We start from the raw sequence: 21,579 nt of genomic DNA, 5'->3' as shown, positions 1-21,579 counted from the left end.
GGAAGGGGATCAGTCGCGGTCGGGGTCGCGGTGCAGTTCCGCCTCGGCCGCCGCGAGGGCCGCGAACTCCTCCTCCGGGGCCGCCGCGACCAGCCGGTGCCGAGAGTAGAAGGCGAAGTAACCGATCGCCACTCCGTACACGCCCAGCGCGATCAGCGCCGCGTCCCGGTCCACCAGGAAGGTGGCCACCAGGGCGGCCAGTGCCAGGACGAACGCGGTGCCGGAGGTGAGCGTCCCGCCCGGGGTGCGGTAGGGGCGGGGGAGTTCCGGCTCCCGGCGGCGCAGCACGATGTGCGACAGGCTCATCAGCGCGTACGACAGGGCAGCGCCGAAGACCGCGACGTTCAGCATCGTGTCGCCGTTGCCGGTGGCGGCGGCCAGTGCGAAGCCGGTCGCGCCGGGGATCAGCAGTCCCAGGTACGGGGCCTTGCGGCGGCTGGTCAGGGACAGGAAGCGGGGCAGGTAGCCGGCCCGGGAGAGGGCGAAGAGCTGCCGGGAGCCCGCGTACACCAGGGAGAAGAAGGACGCCACCAGGCCGGCGAGCCCCGCGTAATTGATGAACCGGCTCAGGGCGGTCGGCTCGCCGTTGTCCTGGGCGGCCGTCACCAGCGGGTTGCCGGCGTCCGTCAGGGCGGCCGAGCCGCCGGCCCCGGCGGCGGCCAGGAAGGTGAGCAGGGCGAGCACCGCGAGGATGCCGATCGCCCAGGCCATGGCGCGCGGCAGCGTACGCGCCGGGTCGCGGGCCTCCTCGGCGGCCAGCGGCACCCCCTCCACCCCCAGGAAGAACCACATGCCGAACGGGAAGGCCGCCCAGATCCCGAGGAGCCCGAACGGCAGCCAGGAGTTCGCGCCGAAGGCATCGGGGTCGACGGGGATGTCGTTGAGGGAGCCCACCTGGAAGTCGCTGAGCGCGCCCAGGACGAAGATCAGCAGGGCGGCGACCGCGACGGCGGTGACGACCAGGGAGAACCGCAGTGCCTCGCCCACGCCCCACAGGTGGATGCCGATGAACACGACGAAGCAGCCCAGGTAGACGGGCCAGGACGAGGTGAGACCGAAGAGGTTCAGGGATTCGACGTAGTCGCCGATGAAGATGGAGATGGCGGCCGGGGCCAGCACGAACTCGATGAGGATCGCGGTACCGGTGAGAAAGCCGCCCCAGGGGCCCAGCGCCCGGCGGGCGAACCCGTAACCGCCGCCCGCGGTCGGCAGGATGGCGGCCAGTTCGGCGGTGGCGAAGACCAGACAGCCGTACATCAGGCCCATCAGCAGCGCGGCGATGGCCAGGCCGCCGAAGCCGCCCTCGGCGAGGCCGAAGTTCCAGCCCGCGTAGTCGCCGGAGACGACGTACGCCACGCCGAGGCCGGTCAGCAGCAGTGGCCCCGCGCTGCCGCCGCGCAGGGCGCGCTTGCGCAGATACGCCTCGCCCGTCCCGGAGCCGGGCGCCGCGGCCGGCGGTGCGGTGGGGGGTGCCTGGGCTTCGTCCGACATGGGGCCGCTCCTGCCTCGCGCACAATGGTTTGGCGGCATACCTTTGCCCCCGGAAGGCGAGCGGCGCAAGCCCCGTGCGTAAAACAGCGGTAAACAAGCGCGACGCCGGTGGCAGCGGTGGCAGCGGTGACGGCCAGAGGTCGGTGGCGGTCCGCGGGTCAGGTGAGAAAGCCGCGCAGCAGCGCGGCGGTGCCCGCGCAGTGCTCGCGGGCGATCTCCCGGGCCGCGTCCGCCTCACCCGCCAGCACCGCCGCCACCAGCGCGGCGTGCTGCTCCTGGGAGTGCGCCAGGTTGCGCACCAGCAGCGGGATGCAGTCCAGCAGCGCGTTGAGTTCGGCCCGGACCGCTGCGTACTGGACGGCGAGCGTCGGTGAGCCGCTGAGTTCGGCCAGCGCCAGGTGGAGCGCGGTGTCGGCGCGCCGGTAGTCGGCGAGCGGCGCCTCCTGGGTGGCGGTCAGCGCGGCGCGCAGCCGCTCGGTGCGGGCCGCGTCGGGCGGATCGGCCGCGCACAGCCCGGCGGCTCCCGATTCCAGGACCTCGCGCAGCCGCAGCACGTCCTCCACGTCCACCCCGGCCAGCCGGCGGCGCAGTTCGCCGCGGGCGGCGTCCCTGGCGGGCTCGGACCGCTCCCGTACGAAGGTCCCGCCGTACCGGCCGCGCCGGCTCACCACCAGGCCCTCGTCCTGAAGGACCTTCAGCACCTCGCGCAGCGTGACCCGGCTGACGCCGAGCCGCTCGGCCAGCTCGCGTTCGGCCGGCAGCCGGCCGCCGCGCGGCACCAGGCCCAGCCGCAGCACCCGCAGTATCTGTTCGAGCGCCTCCTCGAAGCCGTTGCCGGCCCGTACGGGGCGCAGCGCGCCCGGCGGCAGGCCGTCCGGCGCCGCGAACCCGGCCGCGCTGCTGAAGTCGTCCATCGACCTACTTCCCAATCAATGGTCTGCACGGCTACCTTATGGCCTCCGGCTGTAGCGACAGGAGGCCGTCCCGTGGCAGCACCCACACCCCCGCTGACGCTCGAGGAACTGCGGGGCCTGGTCGACCTCGGAGAGCTCGACACCGTGGTCCTCGCCTTCACCGACATGCAGGGCAGACTCCAGGGCAAGCGGTTCGCCGCCCGGTTCTTCCTCGACGAAGTGCTCCACCACGGTACCGAGGGCTGCAACTACCTGCTGGCCGTGGACACCGACATGAACACCGTCGACGGCTACGCCATGTCCTCCTGGGAACGCGGCTACGGCGACTTCGCCCTGCACGGCGATCACGCCACCTTGCGCCGGCTGCCCTGGCACCCCGGCAGCGCCCTGATGATCGCCGACCTCGCCTGGCACGACGGCAGCCCCGTCACCGCCTCGCCCCGGCAGATACTGCGCCGCCAGCTGGACCGGCTCGCCGAGCGGGACTGGCACGGATACGCCGGTACCGAGCTGGAGTTCATGGTCTTCAACAACACCTACGAGCAGGCCTGGGAGGCCGGCTACCGCGGCCTCACCCCCGCCAACCAGTACAACGTCGACTACTCCGTCCTCGGCACCGGCCGCGTCGAACCCCTGCTGCGCCGCATCCGCAACGAGATGGGCGCCGCCGGCCTCACCGTCGAATCCGCCAAGGGCGAGTGCAACCTCGGCCAGCACGAGATCGCCTTCCGCTACGACGACGCCCTCACCACCTGCGATCAGCACACCGTCTACAAGACCGGCGCCAAGGAGATCGCCGCCCAGCAGGGCAGCGCGCTCACCTTCATGGCCAAGTACGACGAACGCGAGGGCAACTCCTGCCACATCCACTTCTCGCTGCGCGACGGCGAGGGGCGGCCGGTCCTCGCCGACCCGGACGGCCCGTACGGCATGTCCGCCACCATGCGGCACTTCCTGGCCGGACAGCTCGCCGCCCTGCGCGAACTCACCCTGCTGTACGCGCCGAACATCAACTCCTACAAACGGTTCCGGCCCGGCTCCTTCGCCCCCACCGCCGTCGCCTGGGGCCCCGACAACCGCACCTGCGCGCTGCGCGTCATCGGTCACGGCCCCTCCCACCGGCTGGAGAACCGGCTGCCCGGCGGCGACGTCAACCCCTACCTGGCCGTCGCCGGCATGATCGCCGCCGGCCTGTACGGGGTGGAGCACGAGCTGGAACTCCCCGACGCCTGCACCGGCAACGCCTACACCGCCGGCGCCGAGACCGTCCCCGCCACCCTGCGCGAGGCCGCCGACCTGTGGGAGAACAGCGCGCTCGCCCGTCACGCCTTCGGCGACGACGTCGTCGAGCACTACCTGCACATGGCCCGCGTCGAACAGAACGCCTACGACACGGCCGTCACCGACTGGGAGCGGTTCCGCTCCTTCGAACGCCTGTGAGGGAAGGGAGCACACCGCACGTGCAGGACGAGCACGAGGTGATCAACCCGGCGACCGAGGAAACCATCGCCACGGTCCCCGCCACCGGGCCGCGCGCGGTGGACGCCGCCGTCGCCCGCGCCGCGCGGGCCCAGGAGCGCTGGGCCGCGCTCGCCCCCGCCGACCGGGCCCGGCTGCTGCGCCGCTTCGCCGACGCCGTGGACGGCGCCGTCGCGGAACTGGCCGACATCGAGGTCCGCGAGGCCGGCCACCCCGTCAACAACGCCCGCTGGGAGGCGGGCAACGTCCGCGACGTCCTGGAGTACGCCGCCGGGGGAGTGGAACGGCTGGCCGGCCGGCAGATCCCGGTGGCCGGCGGCATCGACCTCACCTTCCACGAACCGCTCGGCGTCGTCGGGGTCATCGCCCCGTGGAACTTCCCGCTGCCCGTCGCCGGCTGGGGCGCCGCGCCCGCCCTCGCCGCAGGCAACGCCGTCCTGCTCAAGCCGGCCGAGACCACCCCGCTCACCGCCCTGCGGCTGGCCGGCCTCGCCACCGAGGCAGGGCTGCCCGAAGACCTCTTCCAGGTCCTGCCCGGGGACGGCCCCACCACCGGCGGTGCCCTGGTGGACCACCCCGGCGTCGCCAAGATCGTCTTCACCGGGTCGACCGCGGTCGGCCAACAGATCATGGCCCGCTGCGCGGCCCAGGTGAAGCCCGTCACCCTCGAACTCGGCGGCAAGAGCCCCAACATCGTCTTCGCCGACGCCGACCTGGAACGCGCCGCGGCCGCCGCCCCCGGCTCCTTCCTCGACAACACGGGGCAGGACTGCTGCGCCCGCAGCCGCATCCTGGTGCAGCGCCAGGTGTACGACCGGTTCCTGGAGCTGCTGGAGCCCGCGGTGCGCGCCTTCACCGTCGGCGACCCGGCCGACCCCGACACCGCGATGGGCCCGCTGATCTCGGCCGCCCAGCGCGAACGCGTACGGTCCTACGTCCCCGAGTCCGCCCCCGCCGCCATCCGCGGCACCGTCCCCGGCGGCAAGGGCTACTGGTATCCCGCCACCGTCCTGGAATCCCGCACCGCGGACGAACGCACCGCCACCGAGGAGGTCTTCGGCCCGGTCGCCGTCATCACCCCCTTCGAGGACGAGGCGGAGGCAGTACGGCTGGCCAACGCCACGCCGTACGGGCTCTCGGGATCGCTGTGGACCCGCGACGCGGGGCGCGCCATCCGGATGGCCCGTGCCGTCGCAGCCGGCAACCTGTCCGTCAACTCCCACAGCAGCGTCCGGTACAGCACCCCCTTCGGCGGCTACAAGCAGTCGGGTCTGGGACGCGAGCTGGGCCCCGACGCGCTGGTGGCCTTCACCGAGACCAAGAACGTCTTCATCAGCACCGAGGAGAACTGACCATGTCCGACGAGACCGCCGTGTGCCGCCGCCTGGTCGGCCGCACCGCCGTCGTCACCGGAGCGGGCTCCGGCATCGGCCTGGCCACCGCGCGCCGGCTCGCCTCCGAGGGCGCCCACGTGGTGTGCGCCGACGTGGACGCCGCCCGGGGCGAGGCCGCCGCGCGGGAGACCGGCGGACTGTACGTGGCCACCGATGTGACGGACCCCGACCAGGTCGAGGCGCTCTTCCGGACGGCCGACGAGACATACGGCTCCGTGGACATCGCCTTCAACAACGCCGGGATCTCACCGCCCGACGACGACTCGATCCTCACCACCGAGCTCGACGCGTGGCGCCGGGTGCAGGAGGTCAACCTCACCTCCGTGTACCTGTGCTGCAAGGCCGCGCTCCCGTACATGCGGCGGCAGGGCAGGGGCTCCATCATCAACACCGCCTCGTTCGTGGCGGTGATGGGCGCCGCGACCTCGCAGATCAGCTACACCGCCTCCAAGGGCGGCGTGCTGGCCATGTCCAGGGAACTGGGCGTCCAGTTCGCCCGGGAGGGCATCCGGGTCAACGCGCTGTGCCCGGGGCCGGTCAACACCCCGCTGCTGAAGGAACTGTTCGCCAAGGACCCGGAGCGGGCGGCGCGGCGGCTGGTGCACATCCCGGTGGGCCGGTTCGCGGAGGCCGAGGAGATCGCGGCGGCCGTGGCGTTTCTCGCCAGCGACGACGCGTCGTTCGTCAACGCCGCCGAATTCCTGGTGGACGGCGGCATCGCGGGTGCGTACGTCACCCCGCTGTAGGACGGCGGCGGTGGTGGGAGACGGCATGCTGTGAGAGGTTTCGGGCGTGAGTGCGAACTCTTCTCCCGGCTGGTACCCCGACCCGGGGCACGCCGGCAACGGACCGGCGCCCGAGCGCTGGTGGGACGGCGCCGCCTGGACCGGCCGCACCCGTGCCCCGGCGGAGCCGGGGCCCACCGCCCCCGATCCGGCGGACGCCGGACGGCGCCCGGAGCCGCGGCGCGCACCGGCGGGGAAACGCGAACCGGGGCGGCGGCCCGTGGTGTTCATGGCGGTGGGCAGCGCGCTGATGCTGGCCGCCCTGGTGACCGGCGGGGTGCTGGTGCTCGGCGACCGGGGGGAAGGCGGGAGTGCCGGCCCCGACCCGACCGCGCCCGCCACCGGTACGGACCCGGAGGGCGAGGCGGATGACCGGGGCGAACCCGACGACTCCGCGACGCCCCTGCCCCTGCCCCTGAGCGGCCCGGGCCCCGGCGGGCTGGCGCTGCCGGTGCTGCCCGGCTGGGAGGAGAAACCCGGCGGCGGCGGCCTGCTGGTCACCACGGGCGACTACCCCTGCCCCGCCGACCCCGCCCGCTCCTGCGTGACGGCCGGCGCCTTCCTCGGTACGGCCGACCCCGCCGCCGGTACGGACCCGAGGCTGGTGGCGGAGGCGGACATCACGGCCCACATCGAGGAGTCCTTCGGCGACGCCACCTACGCGGGGGTCACCGGCCACGAGCGCGTGCTCGCCGCCCGGACGACCGTCGCGGGCGAGAGCGGCTACCGGATCCGGGAGTTGCTGACCACCGGCGCGGGCATCTCGGCCTACGCCGAGACCGTGGTCTTCCCGGCACCGGACGGGTCGGGTGAACTGCTGGTGCTGCGCCTGGGTTTCGACGTGGGAGCGGACGCCCCGCCGGCTGACGACATGGACCGGATCGCCGCGGGCGTCCAGCGTCCGGCCGGGGACGGATCACCGGCCTGACGGGGCAGGGCAGTTGGTACGCTCCCTCATCCGGCGCCCGGTACCACTGGATGAACCGGTGCACGTAGAGTGACCAACACCGTCGTGAGCAGCGACGGGACAGGCCTGGCGGGAGGGGCGGGAACGGATGGACACCCAGCCGGGACAACCACGGCCCGCCATGCCCCTGACACCCCCGCGCCCACCCCACCCGCCCGTGGCGACGTCCGCCGGCGACAGTGGTGAGGACGACGGCGCGGGCGCCGACGGCGGAGGTCGGGGCGGGCAGAACCCGACCGGACACCGGATACCCGTCCCGGCCACCGGAGCCGGTACGACGCGGCAGCCGACGGCGGCAGCCCGCCCCGTACCCCCGGAACGGCCGGGCCCGCCCACACCGCCCCAGAACCTCCGGCCCGCGCCGGGGCGTCCGGCCGCCGGCCCGCACGAAGGAACGGCCGCCGGACCGCCCGGGGGGCCGGCCTCCGTCGCCGGGCGGCGTCCGGACTCCGGAGCGTCCCCGCCGGGGCTCCTGCCGCGCAGCACCGCACCGGCGAAGCCGGCGGCGGCGCCGGCCGCGGGGGCGCTGAGCACGCCGGGGCCGCCGGACGTCGTACCGGGCGGCACCGGCACGCCGGCGGGCCCGGCCACTGGCAGGGCGTCCGGGCGGCCGGACGCCGGGACACCGGCGCCGGGTGGGCCGAGGTTCGCCGCAGCGCCGGAGCGTCAGCCGTCCCCCGGCTCGGCCCCGTCCGTCGGCCCGGCTCCGTCCGTCGGCCCGGCGCGGGGCGGTCCGGGCATCGGATCGTCCGTCGGCCCGGCGGCGACGGGCAGGCCGGAGCCGTCCGCGGTGCGTGCCCCATCCGCCGGAGCGCCGCGCGCCGCGGTCGGGACGGGCGGAGCGACGGGTGCGCCCGCCGGTCCGACAGACGCGGTGGGCGGCTCGGCGCCGCCCCGCCGGGCGTCCGTTCCCCACCTGCCCGATCACGCGCCGTCCGGTACGCGCCTCAACCCTCCCCGTCCGGCCGGCCCGGCTCCGGGGTCGCGCCCCACGGTTCCGCCCGTCCCCGGCCCGGGGTCCGACAGTGGCGGGATGTCGGCACGCCCGCCCGTCGGCTCCACACCGCCCCCCGGGACGGGAGGTTCGGTGTCGGCGGGTCGCTCCGCGGTCCCGTCGCCCGGTCGGTCGCCGTCGGGTGCGCCGGGTGGGTCCGGGGGTTCCTCCCCTTCGGGCGCGTCCGCTCCCGGCGGCCGCCCCTCCGTCGCACCGGCGCCCGGTGCGTCCGCCCCGGGCGGCTCCGCCACGACCGGCCGACCGCCCTCCGTCACGGGCGGCTTCGCACCGTCCCGGCGGCCCCCCGTTCCGCCCGTCCCCGGCCCGGCGTCCTCCGGTGGCGGAACCTCCGTACGTAGGCCCGCCGGCTCCGTGCCGCCCCCCGGCCCGGCACATGACCGGGGAACCGGCGGCGTTCCGGCCGGGCCCCGACCCGCCCCGCCCGGGGACCGGACCGGCGCGGGGCCCGGAACCTCCGCCGGTTTCTCGCCCGCCCCCGGCCCCGGCGCGCCCACGGCGCCGCCCCGGCCCGCCGGGGAGCCGGGCGTGCCCGAGGACGACCCGCACCCGACCCTGCTGCTGCGCGTGGTCGCCTCCCGGCCGCACCCCTTGCGGGTGGCCGCCGTGGTCATCGCGCTCGTGCTGGGCGCCGGACTGCTCGGCGGCGCCGCCGCCGGAGCCTGGCTCACCGGGGACAGCGCCGCCTCCGCAGCCCGGGCGGCCTTCGACGACAGCCGCTCGCTGTGGCGGGATCTCCCCGTCGACGAGTTGTTCCCGCCGGAGCTGACCAGCGAGGGCGCCGGCCCCGGCGGGGCCGAGCGCCGCTGGCTGCGGGTCGCGGTCGCGCCCGACGAGGACTGCCTCACCGCCGTCGGCCCCGCCCTCGCCGAGGTCCTGCTGCCCACGGCCGGCTGCGAGCGGGCCGTGCGGGCCAGCTACGTGGACGACACCGTGAGCAGTGTGACCACCGTCGGCATGGTGTTCACCAAGGCCGACGCACCGGCCATGGAAGCCCTGCGCGCCTCCTTCGGCACCGGGGAGGGCGCCCCGCTGCCCCTCACCCTCGCCGCCCCCGGCACCGCCGCCGAGGGCTTCGGCGCGGAACAGCGCGCCACCTGGACCGTGCGCGTCCTGACCGACGCGCCCGTCATCGTGTACACCGTCAGCGGTTTCGCCGACGCCCGGGTGGTGGACAGCCCGCAGCCCGCCACCGAGGCCGTCGCGGAGGGCCAGGACACCGCCGTCGCGCTGGCCGGCCTCGGGCACGAGGCCATGGGCCTCGCCGACCAGGTCGAGCGGAGCATCCGCCAGGCAGCCGCCCGACTCACCGAGGACCACGGATGACCCGCCGCCCCCTCACCGTCGTCCTGCTGCTCTGCGCGCTGCTCGCCGCCGGCACGCCCGGGGCCCTCGCCGACTCGATACGGGATCAGCAGCGGTGGGCTCTGGACGCCATCAACGTGTCGGGCGCCTGGGAGACCACCCGCGGGGCCGGCATCACCGTCGCGGTCCTGGACACCGGCGTGGACGCCGGCCACCCCGATCTCGCCGGCGCCGTGCGCGAGGGCAGGGACCTCATCGGCATGGGCGCCGAGCCGGGGGAAGAGACCTGGGCCTCCCACGGCACCGCCATGGCCGGGATCATCGCCGGCCGCGGTCACGGCCCCGGGCGGGACAGCGGCGTCATCGGCGTCGCGCCCGAGGCCGAGATCCTGCCGGTGCGGGTGCTGCTGGAGGACGACGACCCGGAGCGCGACGCCGCCCGGGACGCCCGGCGCGGCGCGCTGGCCGAGGGCATCAGGTGGGCCGCCGACCAGGGCGCCGACGTCATCAATCTCTCGCTCGGCGACGACAGCGAATCCGCGCACCCCGACCCGGAGGAGGACGCGGCGGTGCGCTACGCGCTCAGCATGGGCGCCGTCGTCGTCGCCTCGGCGGGCAACGGCGGCGAGAAGGGCGACCCGGTCTCCTACCCGGCCGGCTATCCCGGCGTGATCGCCGTGGCCGCGGTGGACCGCACGGGCAGCCGCGCCGAGTTCTCCACCCGCCGCTGGTACGCCACCCTCAGCGCCCCCGGCAAGGACGTCATCGTCGCCGACCCCGACGGCTTGTACTACGCGGGCTGGGGCACCTCGGCCGCCGCCGCCTTCGTCTCCGGCTCCGCCGCCCTGCTGCTGGCGGCACGGCCCGACCTGACCCCCTCCCAGGTCCGTACGCTGCTCACCGGCACCGCCCAGGACCCGCCCGACGGGGGCCGCAGCGACGCACTGGGGGCCGGCGTCGTCGATCCCGCCGCCGCCATCGCGGCCGCCGCAGAACTGCCGCCGGACAGCCCTTCCCCGGCCGCCGAGGCGTACGCCGACGCCTACTTCGGGCCGGGGCCGCGTCCCGAGGAGAGCGGGAGCGGCGGCACGAGCTGGCTGGCGCCCGTCTCCGGGGTGCTCGGGCTCGCCCTGCTGGGGGTGTCCTGGTGGCAGTTCCGGGAGCTCAGGCGCCCTGGCCGCCGGGGCCGGCGCTGAGCGCGGTCACCGCGTCCCGGGCCGCGCTCTCCACGGCCGCGATCCCGCTCTCGTAGTCGGCGTGGCCGTCGGAGACCACCGCGATCAGATAGGACTGCCCGCCCACCGTCACCCGGCCGATGCTGTTGACGTCCCACAGCCCCGTCGAGCTGCGCGGCAGCCAGCCGTTCTTCAGCTCGGTGGCCCCCGCCCCGGTGGTGTCCGCCGCCGATATGCCCCACTGCTGGTCGGGCACCACCGAGCCCATCAGCTCCCGCAGATAGCCGCGGGAGGCCGCGTTCAGCACGGGGTCCGGGCCCGGACTGAAGACCTGCCGCAGCAGCGTCAGCTGATCCGCGCCGGTGGTCTGGGTCAGCCCCCAGTGGTTGTCGGCCCCACCGGTGGTCGCGGTGAGTCCGAGCCGCGCGTTGGCCGCGTCAAGGCCCGCCTGGCGGCCGATCACCCGCCACAGCACATCCGTGGCGTCGTTGTCGCTCTGCTGGATCATCGCCGCCGCCAGCGTCCGCTCCCGCTCGGTGAGGGAGCGCCCCGCGTCCTGGGTCTGGAGCAGCAGGGCTGCCAGCACATCGACCTTCACGATGCTGGCGGTGTCGAACGTCCCGGTCCCGTACGCCGCGCTCGCGCCGCTGTGCAGGCCGAGGACGCACACCGATATCCGCAGCTGCGGCTGCTGGGCGAGGAGCGGCTCCAGCGAACGGGCCAGGGCCGCGTCGGCGGGGGTCGCCGGCAGCCGGCCGAGTGCCTGGATGTCGGCCGCGCCACCGTCCCCCGTTCCGAGCCCGCCACCGTGGTCACTGCCGGGCGCCGGTTCCACCGCCGCGGGCTGTGCGCTCACCTCGGGTCCCCCTCCGCGCGGCACGTCACCGGCCACCCCCATCGCCAGTACGGCGGTCGCCGCGACCGCTGGAACCGCCCACCGCCGGGCGCGGCCCGGCAGGGGCCGGCTCGGGGATATCGGTTCGTCCATGCTGGGCACGTTAACCCGCACACCTGCCCGAGTCACCCGTCTCCTGGAGAAATCGCGGTAACAGGCGATGACAAAAGCCCCGGAATCGGCGCGCACCGCCCGCCGGGACACCCCCCGTACAGCCCCCGCCCATCCGGCCCTGTGCCCGCCCCCGATACCCTCGGCGGGTGGCGCTCAAGAACATTCCGCAGCCGGCGTTCGCCGGCGACGACGGTGCTCAGGACCCCGAGCTGGGCCGGGCCCTGGCCGACTGGGCGCGTGACCGGACCACCGAGCCCCGGCTGCTGGAGGTCCTGGCCGACGCCCGGCTGCTGGTACCGGTGGTGGCCGTCCTCGGCGAGGCCGAGACGGGCCCGGACGGGCTGCGCCGGGAGAAGAGCAGCGACATGGCCGTGCTCACCCTCACCGTGCCCGACGGCCGCCGCGCCCTTCCCGTCTTCACCTCCACCCAGGCCCTCACCCGATGGCGCCCCGACGCCCGCCCGGTGGCGGTCACCGTGCCGCAGGCGCTGAGCGCCGCGGTCCAGGAGGGGGCCGGAACGCTGGTGCTCGATCTGGGCGGCCCGGTGGTGTACGAACTGGCCGGACCCGCGCTGCGCGCGCTGGCGGCGGGCGGCGGCGAGGTGGCCCGTACCCCCGCCGTACGCGAGGCGGTGCGCGCCGTGCTCACCGCGGAACCGGCCGTACGGTCCGCGCAGTTGGTCCCTGCCGCGAACGCCACCGCCGACAGCGACGGCACCCTGGCCCTGCTGCTCGACGAGGCGGCCGACCCGGCCCAGGTGGTGGGACGTGTCGCCCGCGCGCTCGCCGCCGATCAGATGCTCCGTGCCCACCTGGTGCGCGGGCTCCAGCTGGCGGTCCTGCCGGCCGGTACCGCGCTGCCCGGGGAACCTTTGCTGCGCCGCTGACACCCGGACGGCGCAATCGATGTGCGACGCGCCCGGCCCCTCGTTCAGACTCGCACAAAGATTCACCCAGGCACTGGAGGCGCCATGTCCGCGGAGACCGTGGAGACCGAATCCGAGCAGGCCGGGACGGAGGACGAGGCACAGCTGTTCTCGGCGGAGCTGATAGGGACCCTGATCCTGGTCTTCTTCGGCGTGGGTTCGGCGGTGCTGGCCGGCGAGTTCATCGGCTCCTTCGGCATCGCGCTGGCCTTCGGCTTCACGCTGGTGCTGCTGGCGTTCATCATCGGGCCGGTGTCCGGCAGCCATCTGAACCCGGTCGTCTCGCTCGCGATGTTCCTGTCGGGCCGGATGACCCTCAGAAGGACCGCCGTCTACTGGCTCGCCCAGTTCATCGGGGCGATCGCGGGCGCGGCGCTGCTGTTCCTGGTGGCGCGGCAGGTGCCGGGGCTGCGTACCAGCCAGGCGTTCGGCACCAACGGCTACGGCTACCGCTCGGCGGTCGGAGTGTCCACCTTCGGCGCGCTGGTGGCCGAGGTGATCCTGACGTTCCTGGTGGTCTTCGTCTACCTCTCGGTGACCCACCGGATCGCCCTGTCACCGCTGGCCGCCGTCCCGGTGGGGCTGACGCTGGCGGCCGTGCACCTGGTCGGCATCCCGCTGACCGGCACCTCGGTCAACCCGGCGCGCAGCTTCGCCCCCGCGATCTTCGCGGGCGGCCAGCCCTGGGCGCAGATGTGGCTGTTCTTCGTGGCGCCGATCGTGGGCGCGCTGCTGGCCGTCCTGGTGCGCTATCTCATCCACCCGCACGGCGAGCGGCTGTTCCCGGGGCTCGCCGCCCTCTCCGGCTCGCGCACCGCGCGGGCGAAGGGAGAGGGCGACCGCGACCGGGAGTCCGGCGACTCCTAGCCGAAGACGGGCCCGGTGTACTTCTCGCCGGGGCCCTGGCCCGGCTCGTCCGGCACACTGGAGGCCTCGCGGAAGGCCAGCTGGAGCGACTTCAGCCCGTCCCGCAGCGGCCCCGCGTGGTAGGAACCGATCTCGGTGGCACCGGCGGTCACCAGGCCGGCCAGCGCGGTGATCAGCTTGCGCGCCTCGTCCAGGTCCTTGTGGTCCTCGCCGCCCTCGGCCAGGCCCAGGTTGACGGCCGCGGAACTCATCAGGTGGACGGCCACGGTGGTGATCACCTCGACCGCCGGGACATCGGCGATGTCGCGGGTGGCACCCTCAAGCTCGGGGGAGGGGTCGGCGGAGGCGGGGGTCTGGACGGCGTCGCTCATGCCCACCAGCGTAGGCGGCGCCGGCCGGCCGGCCGCCCCCGGGATGCCCCCGGTCCCGGGTTGTGTACGATGGACAGTGACCGGCCGGACACCTGTGTGCCCGGCCCGCAAGTGGAGGCTCCGAACTCCCACCTGATCGATCCCCGGATCGGCAGGTCACCGGTCAGGCTGCGCCCCGCGGTGATCGCGGCGGTGCTCCGGTCTGTCAAGGAGCCCCGCCTGTGTGCCGTCCGGGGCGTTTTTGCGTCCCCGTGGGGCGGTGGTCACCCGCATATCCGTGCACGGCTGTCCGCCAGACAACCGTGCGGCGCAACCCGAGGAGGCCCCATCAGCGCCGAGCCCCGCATCAACGACCGGATTCGCGTCCCCGAGGTGCGACTCGTCGGTCCCAGTGGTGAGCAGGTCGGCATCGTGCCGCTTGCCAAGGCACTGGAGCTTGCCCAGGAGTACGACCTGGACCTGGTCGAGGTCGCGGCGAACGCCCGACCCCCGGTCTGCAAGCTCATGGACTACGGGAAGTTCAAGTACGAGTCGGCCATGAAGGCCCGTGAGGCGCGCAAGAACCAGGCGCACACGGTGATCAAGGAGATGAAGCTCCGGCCGAAGATCGACCCGCACGACTATGACACCAAGAAGGGTCATGTCGTCCGGTTCCTCAAGCAGGGGGACAAGGTCAAGATCACGATCATGTTCCGCGGTCGTGAGCAGTCCCGCCCGGAACTGGGCTACCGGCTGCTGACGCGGCTCGCGGAGGACGTTCAGGACCTGGGCTTCGTGGAGTCCAGCCCCAAGCAGGACGGCCGGAACATGATCATGGTCCTGGGCCCGCACAAGAAGAAGACCGAGGCCATGGCCGAGGCCCGGGAGGCACAGGCCGCCCGCAAGGCCGAGCGCCTGGAACAGCAGGGACGCACCGCGTCCTAGGTTCCCCGCCACCGCGCGCTGCTGGCGCGGTGCGAGGAACGGAAGCAACTGACGCCCCGGCCGGGCCCCACCGGGCTCCCGGGAGCGTCACCGACGAGGAAAGAGCGGCGACATGCCGAAGAACAAGACGCACAGCGGTGTCAGCAAGCGATTCAAGCTCACTGGCTCCGGCAAGGTGATGCGCCAGCGCGCCGGTCGCCGTCACTACCTGGAGCACAAGCCCTCGACGCTGACCCGTCGCCTCGCCGGCACGACGGAGACCGCTCCGGCCGACGCCAAGAGGATCAAGAAGCTTCTCGGCAAGTGAGCCGGCGCCGTCCGCCCCCGTGGCGGCGGCGACACGGCTCGACGACCGGGACCCATCCGTTTCCGGGTCGCGTGAGAACAGCACCGCGGCCCCCCGACAAGGAGTTCATACGTGGCACGCGTCAAGCGGGCAGTCAACGCCCACAAGAAGCGCCGGGCGATCCTCGAGCAGGCCAGCGGCTACCGCGGCCAGCGTTCCCGCCTGTACCGCAAGGCGAAGGAGCAGGTCACCCACTCCCTCGTCTACAACTACAACGACCGCAAGAAGCGCAAGGGCGACTTCCGGCAGCTGTGGATCCAGCGGATCAACGCCGCCGCCCGCGCCAACGGCATCACCTACAACCGCTTCATCCAGGGCCTGAAGGCCGCTGAGATCGAGGTGGACCGCAAGATCCTCGCGGACCTCGCGGTGAACGACCCCAACGCGTTCGCCGTCCTGGTGGAGACCGCCCAGAAGGCGCTCCCCAGCGACGTGAACGCCCCCAAGGCCGCCTGAAGCACCCCTGACGTACCGCAGCGTACGAAGGCCGGCCGTCCCCGATGAGGGCGACAGTTGATGGACCCGCAGGCGGCACCGCCTGCGGGTCCGGTGTTTTCCGGCCGCCCGCGCCGCCCCGCGCACCGCGTCCTCCCGCGTCCCGCGCCGTCCCGCGCCTCGGCCCGGGCAGCCGGCCCCGTCCGCATCCGCACCACCAGAAGTGAGCCGCCGCCCATGGCACCCGCCGCCGAGCCGATCTCCCCGCGATCCCCCCGCGTCACCGCCGCCCGCCGGCTGGCCCGCCGCAGCTTCCGGGGCAAGGAGCGCCGCTTCCTGGCCGAGGGCCCGCAGGCGGTACGCGAGGCCATCGCCCACCGCGCGGACGGCGAGAACACCCTGATCGAGCTGTTCACCACGGCCGAGGCCGCCGAGCGGCACGCGGAGGTGGTGCACGCCGCCCGCTCCGCCGGCGTACGCGTGCACCAGGCCGAGGAGGACGTGGTCGCCGCGATCTCCGACACCGTCACCCCCCAGGGCCTGGTCGGGGTGTGCCGCTTCCTGGACCGGCCGCTGCACACCGTGCTGGCCGCCGGCCCCCGCCTGGTCGCCGTGCTCGCCAACGTCCGCGACCCCGGCAACGCCGGCACCGTGCTGCGCTGCGCCGACGCCGCCGGGGCGGACGCCGTCGTCCTCACCGACGCCTCGGTGGACGTGTACAACCCCAAGGCGGTCCGCGCCTCGGTCGGCTCCCTCTTCCACCTGCCGGTGGTGGTCGGGGTGTCGGTGGAAGAGGCGGTGGGCGCGCTCGACGAGGCCGGGGTACGGGTGCTGGCCGCCGACGGCGCGGGCGAGCACGACCTGGACGCCGAACTGGACGCCGGGAGGATGGGCGTCCCCACCGCCTGGATCTTCGGCAACGAGGCGTGGGGGCTGCCGCCGGAGACCAGGGCGCTGGCGCACGCCGCCGTCCGGGTGCCCATCCACGGCCGGGCCGAGAGCCTCAACCTCGCCACCGCAGCCGCCGTCTGCCTGTATGCCTCGGCGCGGGCGCAGCGCGCGCCCGGCGGCTGCGTCGCCGGCTGACCGGGCCCCCGGCGACGGCGCGGCACACACCCTCGGCGCCTTGGCCGGCGTCCGTCGCGGGAGGCGATTATTGACGCCGGTCCTAGTAAGGTGACGCGCAGGTGGGAGAGGGGCGATTCGGGGATGGACAGCGCAGCCGGGGCCGGGGAAGAGGACGTGCGGCCCGACGATCTTCCCGATGGCCTGGTGGTCGCCGACCGGCGTGGTCTCATCAGCTGCTTCAACGCCGAGGCCGGACGGCTGACCGGCGCCGTACCCACCCGGATGCTGGGCCTGCCCATCCAGGACGCGCTGCCCCTGGAGCACACCGACGGCCGCCGCTGGTGGCGGCTGGCCGACCCGTACGACGGGCCCGCCACCCGCTCAGGGGAGCCCGAGCACCATCTGCTGCTGCCCGGCGGCCGTGAGGTGCTGGTGACCACGCGCTATCTGCGTACCGCTCCCGGCGGGCCGCTGCACCGCCTGGTGCTGAGTCTGCGGGACGCCGGGGCCCGGCACCGCGACGAGCGCTCGGACGCCGAGCTGATCGCCACCGTCGCCCACGAACTGCGCTCACCGCTGACCTCGGTCAAGGGCTTCACCGCCACCATGCTCGACAAGTGGGAGCGGTTCACCGACGACCAGAAACGACTGATGCTGCAGACCGTCGACAGCGACGCCGACCGGGTCACCCGGCTGATCACCGAACTGCTCGACGTCTCCCGCATCGACTCGGGCCGCCTGGAGATCCGCCGCCTGCCCGTCCAGCTCGCCGAGGCCGCCCGCCGCCACGTGGAGACCCTGGTCAACGGCGGCCACCCGGCCGAGCGCTTCACGGTGCGGGCCGCCGACGATCTGCCCGGGCTGTGGGCCGACCCCGACAAGATCGACCAGGTGCTGGGCAACCTGCTGGAAAACGCGGTGCGCCACGGCGCCGGAACCATCACCATTGAACTGCACCGCGTACCGCCGAGTGACCACCACCAGGAAGGCACGGCTGTGACCGTGAGCGACGAAGGGCCCGGCATCCCCGAAGAGGCGATGCACCGGGTCTTCACGCGCTTCTGGCGGGGCAGCGACCGCAGCGGCACCGGCCTTGGCCTGTACATCGTCAAGGGCATCGTGGAGGCCCACGGCGGCACCGTCACGGTGGGCCGCGGCGACCGGGGCGGCGCCCGGTTCCGATTTACCCTGCCCGCGGGCACCCCGGCCTTCATGGTCTGACGGCCCCCGCGGGCCCCTCACACGTCCAGGCGTTTCTCGCTCGCCGCACGCACACCCTTAGACTCGACCCCTGGCACGCACTACGCCGTGGGGCATCGCAGCAGGTACCGGCGGACCGATCCGGTCCGCGCCGGCCCGGGCCCGGCGCGCAGCGCAGTGAAGCGCACAGCCATACGGAAAACATGGGAAGAGATGTCGGCACCCAATAAGTCCTACGACCCTGTCGAGGTCGAGGCACTGAAACCGGAAGAGATCGACCGGGCGCGCGAAGCCGCGCTCGGGGCGATCGCCGCCGCGGGCGACCTCGACGCGCTGCGCGAGGTCAGGACCGCCCACGCCGGGGACCGCTCGCCGCTGGCGCTGGCCAACCGCGAGATCGGTGCCCTGCCCCCGCAGGCCAAGGCCGAGGCCGGCAAGCGGGTCGGCCAGGCCAGGGGCGCCGTGAACAAGGCGCTCAAGACCCGGCAGGAGGAACTGGAGGCCGAGCGCGACGAGCGGGTCCTGGTGGAGGAGGCGGTGGACGTCACCCTGCCCCACGACCGGGTACCGGCCGGCGCGCGTCACCCGCTGACCACGCTCTCCGAGCGCATCGAGGACATCTTCACGGCCATGGGCTACGAGGTGGCCGAGGGGCCCGAGGTCGAGGCGGAGTGGCTCAACTTCGACGCCCTCAACATCGCCCCCGACCACCCGGCGCGCACCACCCACGACACCTTCTTCGTGGCGGACCCTGCCGGGACCGGAAAGAACGCCGGAGCGGACTCCGGCGTCGTGCTGCGCACCCACACCTCCCCGGTGCAGATCCGCTCGATGCTGGACCGCGAGCCGCCCATCTATGTGATCTGCCCCGGGCGGGTCTACCGCACCGACGAGCTGGACGCCACCCACACCCCCGTCTTCACCCAGGTCGAGCTGCTGGCCATCGACGAGGGCCTGACCATGGCGGACCTCAAGGGCACCCTGGACCACATGGTGTCCTCGCTGTTCGGGGAGGGGATGCACACCCGGCTGCGGCCCAACTACTTCCCCTTCACCGAGCCGTCCGCCGAGATGGACATGGTCTGCTACGTGTGCCGCGGCGAGTCCGTGGGCAACCCGGACCGGCCGTGCCGCACCTGCTCCAGCGAGGGCTGGATCGAACTGGGCGGCTGCGGCGTGGTCAACCCCCGGGTGCTGGTGGCCGCCGGCATCGACCCGGAGAAGTACAGCGGTTTCGCGTTCGGCTTCGGCATCGAGCGGCTGCTGATGTTCCGGCACAACGTCGAGGACATGCGCGACATGATCGAGGGTGACGTGCGGTTCACCCGGGCGTTCGGGATGGAGATCTGATGCGGGCCCCGCTTTCCTGGTTGCGGGAATACGTCGACCTGCCGGCCGAGGTCACCGGGCGTGACCTCGCGACGAAGCTGATCTCGGCGGGTCTGGAGGTCGAGACCGTCGAACGGCTCGGCGCCGACCTCACCGGGCCGCTGGTCGTGGGCCAGGTGCTGGCCATCGAGGAGCTGACCGAGTTCAAGAAGCCCATCCGCTACTGCCAGGTGGATGTCGGCGACGCGAACGGCACCGGCGAGCCGCAGAACATCGTGTGCGGCGCGCGGAACTTCGCCGTCGGCGACAAGGTCGTGGTCGTCCTGCCGGGCGCCGTCCTGCCCGGCGGCTTCAAGATCTCCTCGCGCAAGACGTACGGCCGGCTCTCCGAGGGCATGATCTGCTCCGCCGCCGAACTCGGCATGGGCGAGGACCACTCCGGCATCATCGTGCTGCCGCCGGGCCACGAGCCGGGCACCGACGCGATCGAGCTGCTGGAGCTGGTCGACGAGGTGCTGGACATCGCCGTCACCACCGACCGCGGCTACTGCCTGTCGCTGCGCGGCATCGCCCGCGAGACCGCCACCGCGTACGGGCTGCCGCTGCGCGACCCGGCGCTGCTGGATGTGCCCGCGCCCAACGGCGACGGCTACCCCGTGACGGTCGGCGACCTCGGCGCCTGCGACCACTTCGTGGCCCGCACCGTGTCCGGCGTCCAGCCGCACGCGGTGAGCCCGATCTGGATGCAGCGCCGGCTCCAGAAGGCCGGCATGCGCCCGATCTCGCTCGCCGTGGACATCACCAACTACGTGATGCTCGAGATCGGCCAGCCGCTGCACGCGTACGACCGCTCCCGGCTGCACGGCGCGATCGGCGTACGGCGGGCCGCGGCCGGCGAGAAGCTGGCCACCCTGGACGGCGCCGAGCGTACCCTGGACGCCGAGGACCTGGTCATCACCGACGAGCAGGGCCCGATCGGCCTGGCCGGGGTGATGGGCGGTGCCCACACCGAGATCGCGGACGCGCCGGAAGCCGGCACCGACCCGCTGCTCGGGGACACCGGAACCTCGGAGATCGTGGTCGAGGCCGCGCACTTCGACCCGGTCACCGTGGCCCGTACCTCGCGGCGGCACAAGCTGTCCTCCGAGGCGTCCCGGCGCTTCGAACGCGGCGTGGACCCGCAGGCCGCGGCCGCCGCCGCGCAGCGCGCCGTCGATCTGCTGGTCCTGCTGGCCGGCGGCACCGCCGATCCCGGCGTCACCCAGGTCTCGGTGCCGCTCACCCCGCGCACCATCAAGGTCGCCGCCGACCACGCCGACAAGGTGGCGGGCGTGGCCTACGGGCGCGAGACCGTGGTACGGCGGCTCCAGCAGGTCGGCTGCGACGTCTACGGCTCCGACGAGCTGACCGTCACGGTCCCCAGCTGGCGGCCCGACCTCACCGACCCCAACGACCTCGCCGAAGAGGTCATCCGCCTGGAGGGGTACGAGAACCTCCCCGCCACCCTGCCCCGCCCGCCGGCCGGGCGGGGCCTGACCCCGCGGCAGCGGCTGCACCGCCGGGTGGGCCGGGCGCTGGCCGGCGCCGGGTACGTGGAGGCGCTCAACTACCCCTTCATCGGCACCCCGGTGCTCGACGGGCTCGGTATCCCGGCGGACGACGCCCGGCGCCGCACCGTCACCCTCGTCAACCCGCTCTCCGACGAGGAGCCGGCGCTGCGCACCACGCTGCTGCCGGGTCTGCTGACGGCGCTGCGCCGCAACGACGGGCGCGGCAGCCACGATCTGGCGCTGTTCGAGACGGGCCTGGTGTTCCTGCCCACGGGCACGGAGACCACGCCGGTGCGGCTGCCGGTGACCCGCCGTCCCTCGGACGAGGAGATCGCACAGCTGGACGCGGCGCTGCCCGAGCAGCCCCGGCACGCCGCCGTGGTGCTGGCCGGGGCCCGCGAGCGGTCCGGCTGGTGGGGCGGCGGACGTCCGGCGGGCTGGGCCGACGCGATCGAGGCCGCCCGCACGGTGGCCCGTGAGGCCGGTGCCGAACCGGAGGTGGAGAGCGCGCAGTACGCGCCCTGGCACCCCGGGCGCTGCGCGGCGCTGTACGTGAGCGTCGACGGTGAGCGGGTGCTCGCCGGGCACGCAGGCGAACTGCACCCCCGGGTGATCAAGGCGCTGGGGCTGCCGGAGCGCACCAGCGCGGCCGAGGTCGATCTGGATCTGCTGCAGCGGGCGGGTGCCGAGACGCTGAGCGCGCCGCGCATCTCCACGTTCCCGGTGGCCACCCAGGACGTCGCCCTCGTGGTCGACACCTCGGTGCCGGCCGGTGAGGTGGAGGCCGCGCTGCGCGCGGGCGCCGGAGAACTGCTGGAGTCACTGCGGCTGTTCGACGTCTTCACCGGTGAGCAGCTGGGTGCGGGCCGCAAGTCCCTGGCGTACACGCTGCGGTTCCGTGCCCCGGACCGCACGCTGACGGCGGAGGAGGCGACGGCCGCCCGCGAGGCGGCGGTCGCGAGCGCCGTCGAGCGTACCGGGGCGGTGCTGCGCGGGGCGTGACGCCCCGCCGCACCGGCCCGCGCGGGCCCG

Annotated in this window: 19 protein-coding genes; 15 read left to right on the top strand and 4 right to left on the bottom strand. The window is 74.1% G+C overall.

All coding sequences use genetic code 11. From position 1 onward, the window contains the following. Positions 1-9: 9 nt before the first annotated feature. Entirely contained in the window at positions 10-1,491 is a 1,482-nt protein-coding gene (gene eat, locus SXIM_RS02275; RefSeq protein ID WP_046722790.1) for an ethanolamine permease, read from the bottom strand. Positions 1,492-1,649: 158 nt separating this feature from the next. Next, positions 1,650-2,405, bottom strand: coding sequence for a FadR/GntR family transcriptional regulator (locus SXIM_RS02270; protein WP_030727381.1), 756 nt, complete (start codon positions 2,403-2,405; stop codon positions 1,650-1,652). Positions 2,406-2,477: 72 nt separating this feature from the next. Here SXIM_RS02270 and SXIM_RS02265 point away from each other — a divergent pair, with 72 nt between their 5' ends. The 6 genes from SXIM_RS02265 (at position 2,478) to mycP (ending at position 10,543) form a co-directional block, all read left to right on the top strand. Beyond that, on the top strand, positions 2,478-3,845 hold the full coding sequence (locus SXIM_RS02265) for a glutamine synthetase family protein (RefSeq protein WP_030727373.1): 1,368 nt from the start codon (positions 2,478-2,480) through the stop codon (positions 3,843-3,845). 20 nt (positions 3,846-3,865) lie between these two features. Then, a complete protein-coding gene (locus SXIM_RS02260) occupies positions 3,866-5,236 on the top strand; it encodes an aldehyde dehydrogenase family protein (RefSeq protein ID WP_030727371.1) in 1,371 nt (456 codons plus the stop codon). Positions 5,237-5,238: 2 nt separating this feature from the next. Further along, complete coding sequence (locus tag SXIM_RS02255; RefSeq protein WP_030727369.1) at positions 5,239-6,024, top strand: 3-oxoacyl-ACP reductase; 786 nt, start codon at positions 5,239-5,241, stop codon at positions 6,022-6,024. Positions 6,025-6,070: 46 nt separating this feature from the next. After that, positions 6,071-6,991: a DUF2510 domain-containing protein gene (locus SXIM_RS02250; RefSeq protein ID WP_046722789.1), complete on the top strand. Its 921-nt coding sequence runs from the start codon at positions 6,071-6,073 to the stop codon at positions 6,989-6,991. Between the two features lie 1,579 nt (positions 6,992-8,570). Continuing rightward, positions 8,571-9,368 carry a hypothetical protein gene (locus SXIM_RS02245; protein WP_174864306.1) on the top strand — a complete coding sequence of 266 codons (798 nt, stop codon included), beginning with the start codon at positions 8,571-8,573 and terminating at the stop codon, positions 9,366-9,368. Next, positions 9,365-10,543 (top strand): type VII secretion-associated serine protease mycosin, encoded by a 1,179-nt coding sequence (gene mycP, locus SXIM_RS02240; RefSeq protein WP_046722788.1) that lies wholly within the window; start codon positions 9,365-9,367, stop codon positions 10,541-10,543. The genes SXIM_RS02245 and mycP overlap by 4 nt, the downstream gene beginning before the upstream one ends. Here mycP and SXIM_RS02235 read toward each other — a convergent pair. Beyond that, positions 10,512-11,510, bottom strand: a complete 999-nt coding sequence (locus SXIM_RS02235) for a serine hydrolase (RefSeq protein WP_234306758.1) — start codon at positions 11,508-11,510, stop codon at positions 10,512-10,514. The genes mycP and SXIM_RS02235 overlap by 32 nt on opposite strands. 167 nt (positions 11,511-11,677) lie before the next feature. On the opposite strand from SXIM_RS02235, the gene SXIM_RS02230 reads away from it, so the two are divergent. Together SXIM_RS02230 and SXIM_RS02225 are read left to right on the top strand one after the other, a co-directional pair. After that, complete coding sequence (locus SXIM_RS02230) at positions 11,678-12,418, top strand: SseB family protein (RefSeq protein ID WP_046722786.1); 741 nt, start codon at positions 11,678-11,680, stop codon at positions 12,416-12,418. An 84-nt stretch (positions 12,419-12,502) separates the two neighbouring features. Continuing rightward, the gene (locus tag SXIM_RS02225; protein WP_046722785.1) at positions 12,503-13,324 is read left to right on the top strand and encodes an MIP/aquaporin family protein; all 822 of its coding nucleotides are present in this window, start codon (positions 12,503-12,505) and stop codon (positions 13,322-13,324) included. On the opposite strand, the gene SXIM_RS02220 is transcribed toward SXIM_RS02225, so the two are convergent. Then, positions 13,321-13,695 (bottom strand): DUF1844 domain-containing protein, encoded by a 375-nt coding sequence (locus SXIM_RS02220; RefSeq protein ID WP_030727351.1) that lies wholly within the window; start codon positions 13,693-13,695, stop codon positions 13,321-13,323. The two genes, SXIM_RS02225 and SXIM_RS02220, sit on opposite strands and share 4 nt — an antisense overlap. A 285-nt stretch (positions 13,696-13,980) precedes the next feature. Here SXIM_RS02220 and infC point away from each other — a divergent pair, with 285 nt between their 5' ends. The 7 genes from infC (at position 13,981) to pheT (ending at position 21,549) form a co-directional block, all read left to right on the top strand. Beyond that, complete coding sequence (gene infC, locus SXIM_RS02215) at positions 13,981-14,619, top strand: translation initiation factor IF-3 (protein ID WP_078635206.1); 639 nt, start codon at positions 13,981-13,983, stop codon at positions 14,617-14,619. A gap of 112 nt (positions 14,620-14,731) precedes the next feature. Next, positions 14,732-14,926: a 50S ribosomal protein L35 gene (gene rpmI, locus SXIM_RS02210; RefSeq protein ID WP_019435018.1), complete on the top strand. Its 195-nt coding sequence runs from the start codon at positions 14,732-14,734 to the stop codon at positions 14,924-14,926. 111 nt (positions 14,927-15,037) lie between these two features. Further along, entirely contained in the window at positions 15,038-15,421 is a 384-nt protein-coding gene (gene rplT / locus SXIM_RS02205; protein ID WP_019435019.1) for a 50S ribosomal protein L20, read from the top strand. Positions 15,422-15,637: 216 nt separating this feature from the next. Continuing rightward, the gene (locus SXIM_RS02200; RefSeq protein ID WP_030727346.1) at positions 15,638-16,486 is read left to right on the top strand and encodes a TrmH family RNA methyltransferase; all 849 of its coding nucleotides are present in this window, start codon (positions 15,638-15,640) and stop codon (positions 16,484-16,486) included. Between the two features lie 123 nt (positions 16,487-16,609). Beyond that, positions 16,610-17,689 (top strand): sensor histidine kinase, encoded by a 1,080-nt coding sequence (locus SXIM_RS02195; RefSeq protein WP_046722784.1) that lies wholly within the window; start codon positions 16,610-16,612, stop codon positions 17,687-17,689. Positions 17,690-17,881: 192 nt separating this feature from the next. Next, positions 17,882-19,018 carry a phenylalanine--tRNA ligase subunit alpha gene (gene pheS / locus SXIM_RS02190; protein ID WP_046722782.1) on the top strand — a complete coding sequence of 379 codons (1,137 nt, stop codon included), beginning with the start codon at positions 17,882-17,884 and terminating at the stop codon, positions 19,016-19,018. After that, a complete protein-coding gene (gene pheT, locus SXIM_RS02185) occupies positions 19,018-21,549 on the top strand; it encodes a phenylalanine--tRNA ligase subunit beta (protein ID WP_046722780.1) in 2,532 nt (843 codons plus the stop codon). Before pheS ends, pheT begins: the two co-directional genes overlap by 1 nt. The last annotated feature ends 30 nt before the right edge of the window (positions 21,550-21,579 follow it).

This window comes from Streptomyces xiamenensis, from assembly GCF_000993785.3.
Classification (GTDB): domain Bacteria; phylum Actinomycetota; class Actinomycetes; order Streptomycetales; family Streptomycetaceae; genus Streptomyces; species Streptomyces xiamenensis.
Note: the sequence above shows the minus strand (reverse complement) of the source record. Positions and strands in the feature narration are given on the sequence as shown.

Excerpts from the sequence above, each read along its gene's own strand:
- SXIM_RS02225 (WP_046722785.1), top strand. The coding sequence starts at position 12,503 with ATGTCCGCGGAGACCGTGGAGACCGAATCCGAGCAGGCCGGGACGGAG.
- eat (WP_046722790.1), bottom strand. The coding sequence starts at position 1,491 with ATGTCGGACGAAGCCCAGGCACCCCCCACCGCACCGCCGGCCGCGGCG.
- SXIM_RS02255 (WP_030727369.1), top strand. The coding sequence starts at position 5,239 with ATGTCCGACGAGACCGCCGTGTGCCGCCGCCTGGTCGGCCGCACCGCC.
- SXIM_RS02270 (WP_030727381.1), bottom strand. The coding sequence starts at position 2,405 with ATGGACGACTTCAGCAGCGCGGCCGGGTTCGCGGCGCCGGACGGCCTG.
- SXIM_RS02200 (WP_030727346.1), top strand. The coding sequence starts at position 15,638 with ATGGCACCCGCCGCCGAGCCGATCTCCCCGCGATCCCCCCGCGTCACC.
- mycP (WP_046722788.1), top strand. The coding sequence starts at position 9,365 with ATGACCCGCCGCCCCCTCACCGTCGTCCTGCTGCTCTGCGCGCTGCTC.
- pheS (WP_046722782.1), top strand. The coding sequence starts at position 17,882 with ATGTCGGCACCCAATAAGTCCTACGACCCTGTCGAGGTCGAGGCACTG.
- SXIM_RS02195 (WP_046722784.1), top strand. The coding sequence starts at position 16,610 with ATGGACAGCGCAGCCGGGGCCGGGGAAGAGGACGTGCGGCCCGACGAT.
- rpmI (WP_019435018.1), top strand. The coding sequence starts at position 14,732 with ATGCCGAAGAACAAGACGCACAGCGGTGTCAGCAAGCGATTCAAGCTC.
- SXIM_RS02220 (WP_030727351.1), bottom strand. The coding sequence starts at position 13,695 with ATGAGCGACGCCGTCCAGACCCCCGCCTCCGCCGACCCCTCCCCCGAG.
- pheT (WP_046722780.1), top strand. The coding sequence starts at position 19,018 with ATGCGGGCCCCGCTTTCCTGGTTGCGGGAATACGTCGACCTGCCGGCC.
- SXIM_RS02235 (WP_234306758.1), bottom strand. The coding sequence starts at position 11,510 with ATGGACGAACCGATATCCCCGAGCCGGCCCCTGCCGGGCCGCGCCCGG.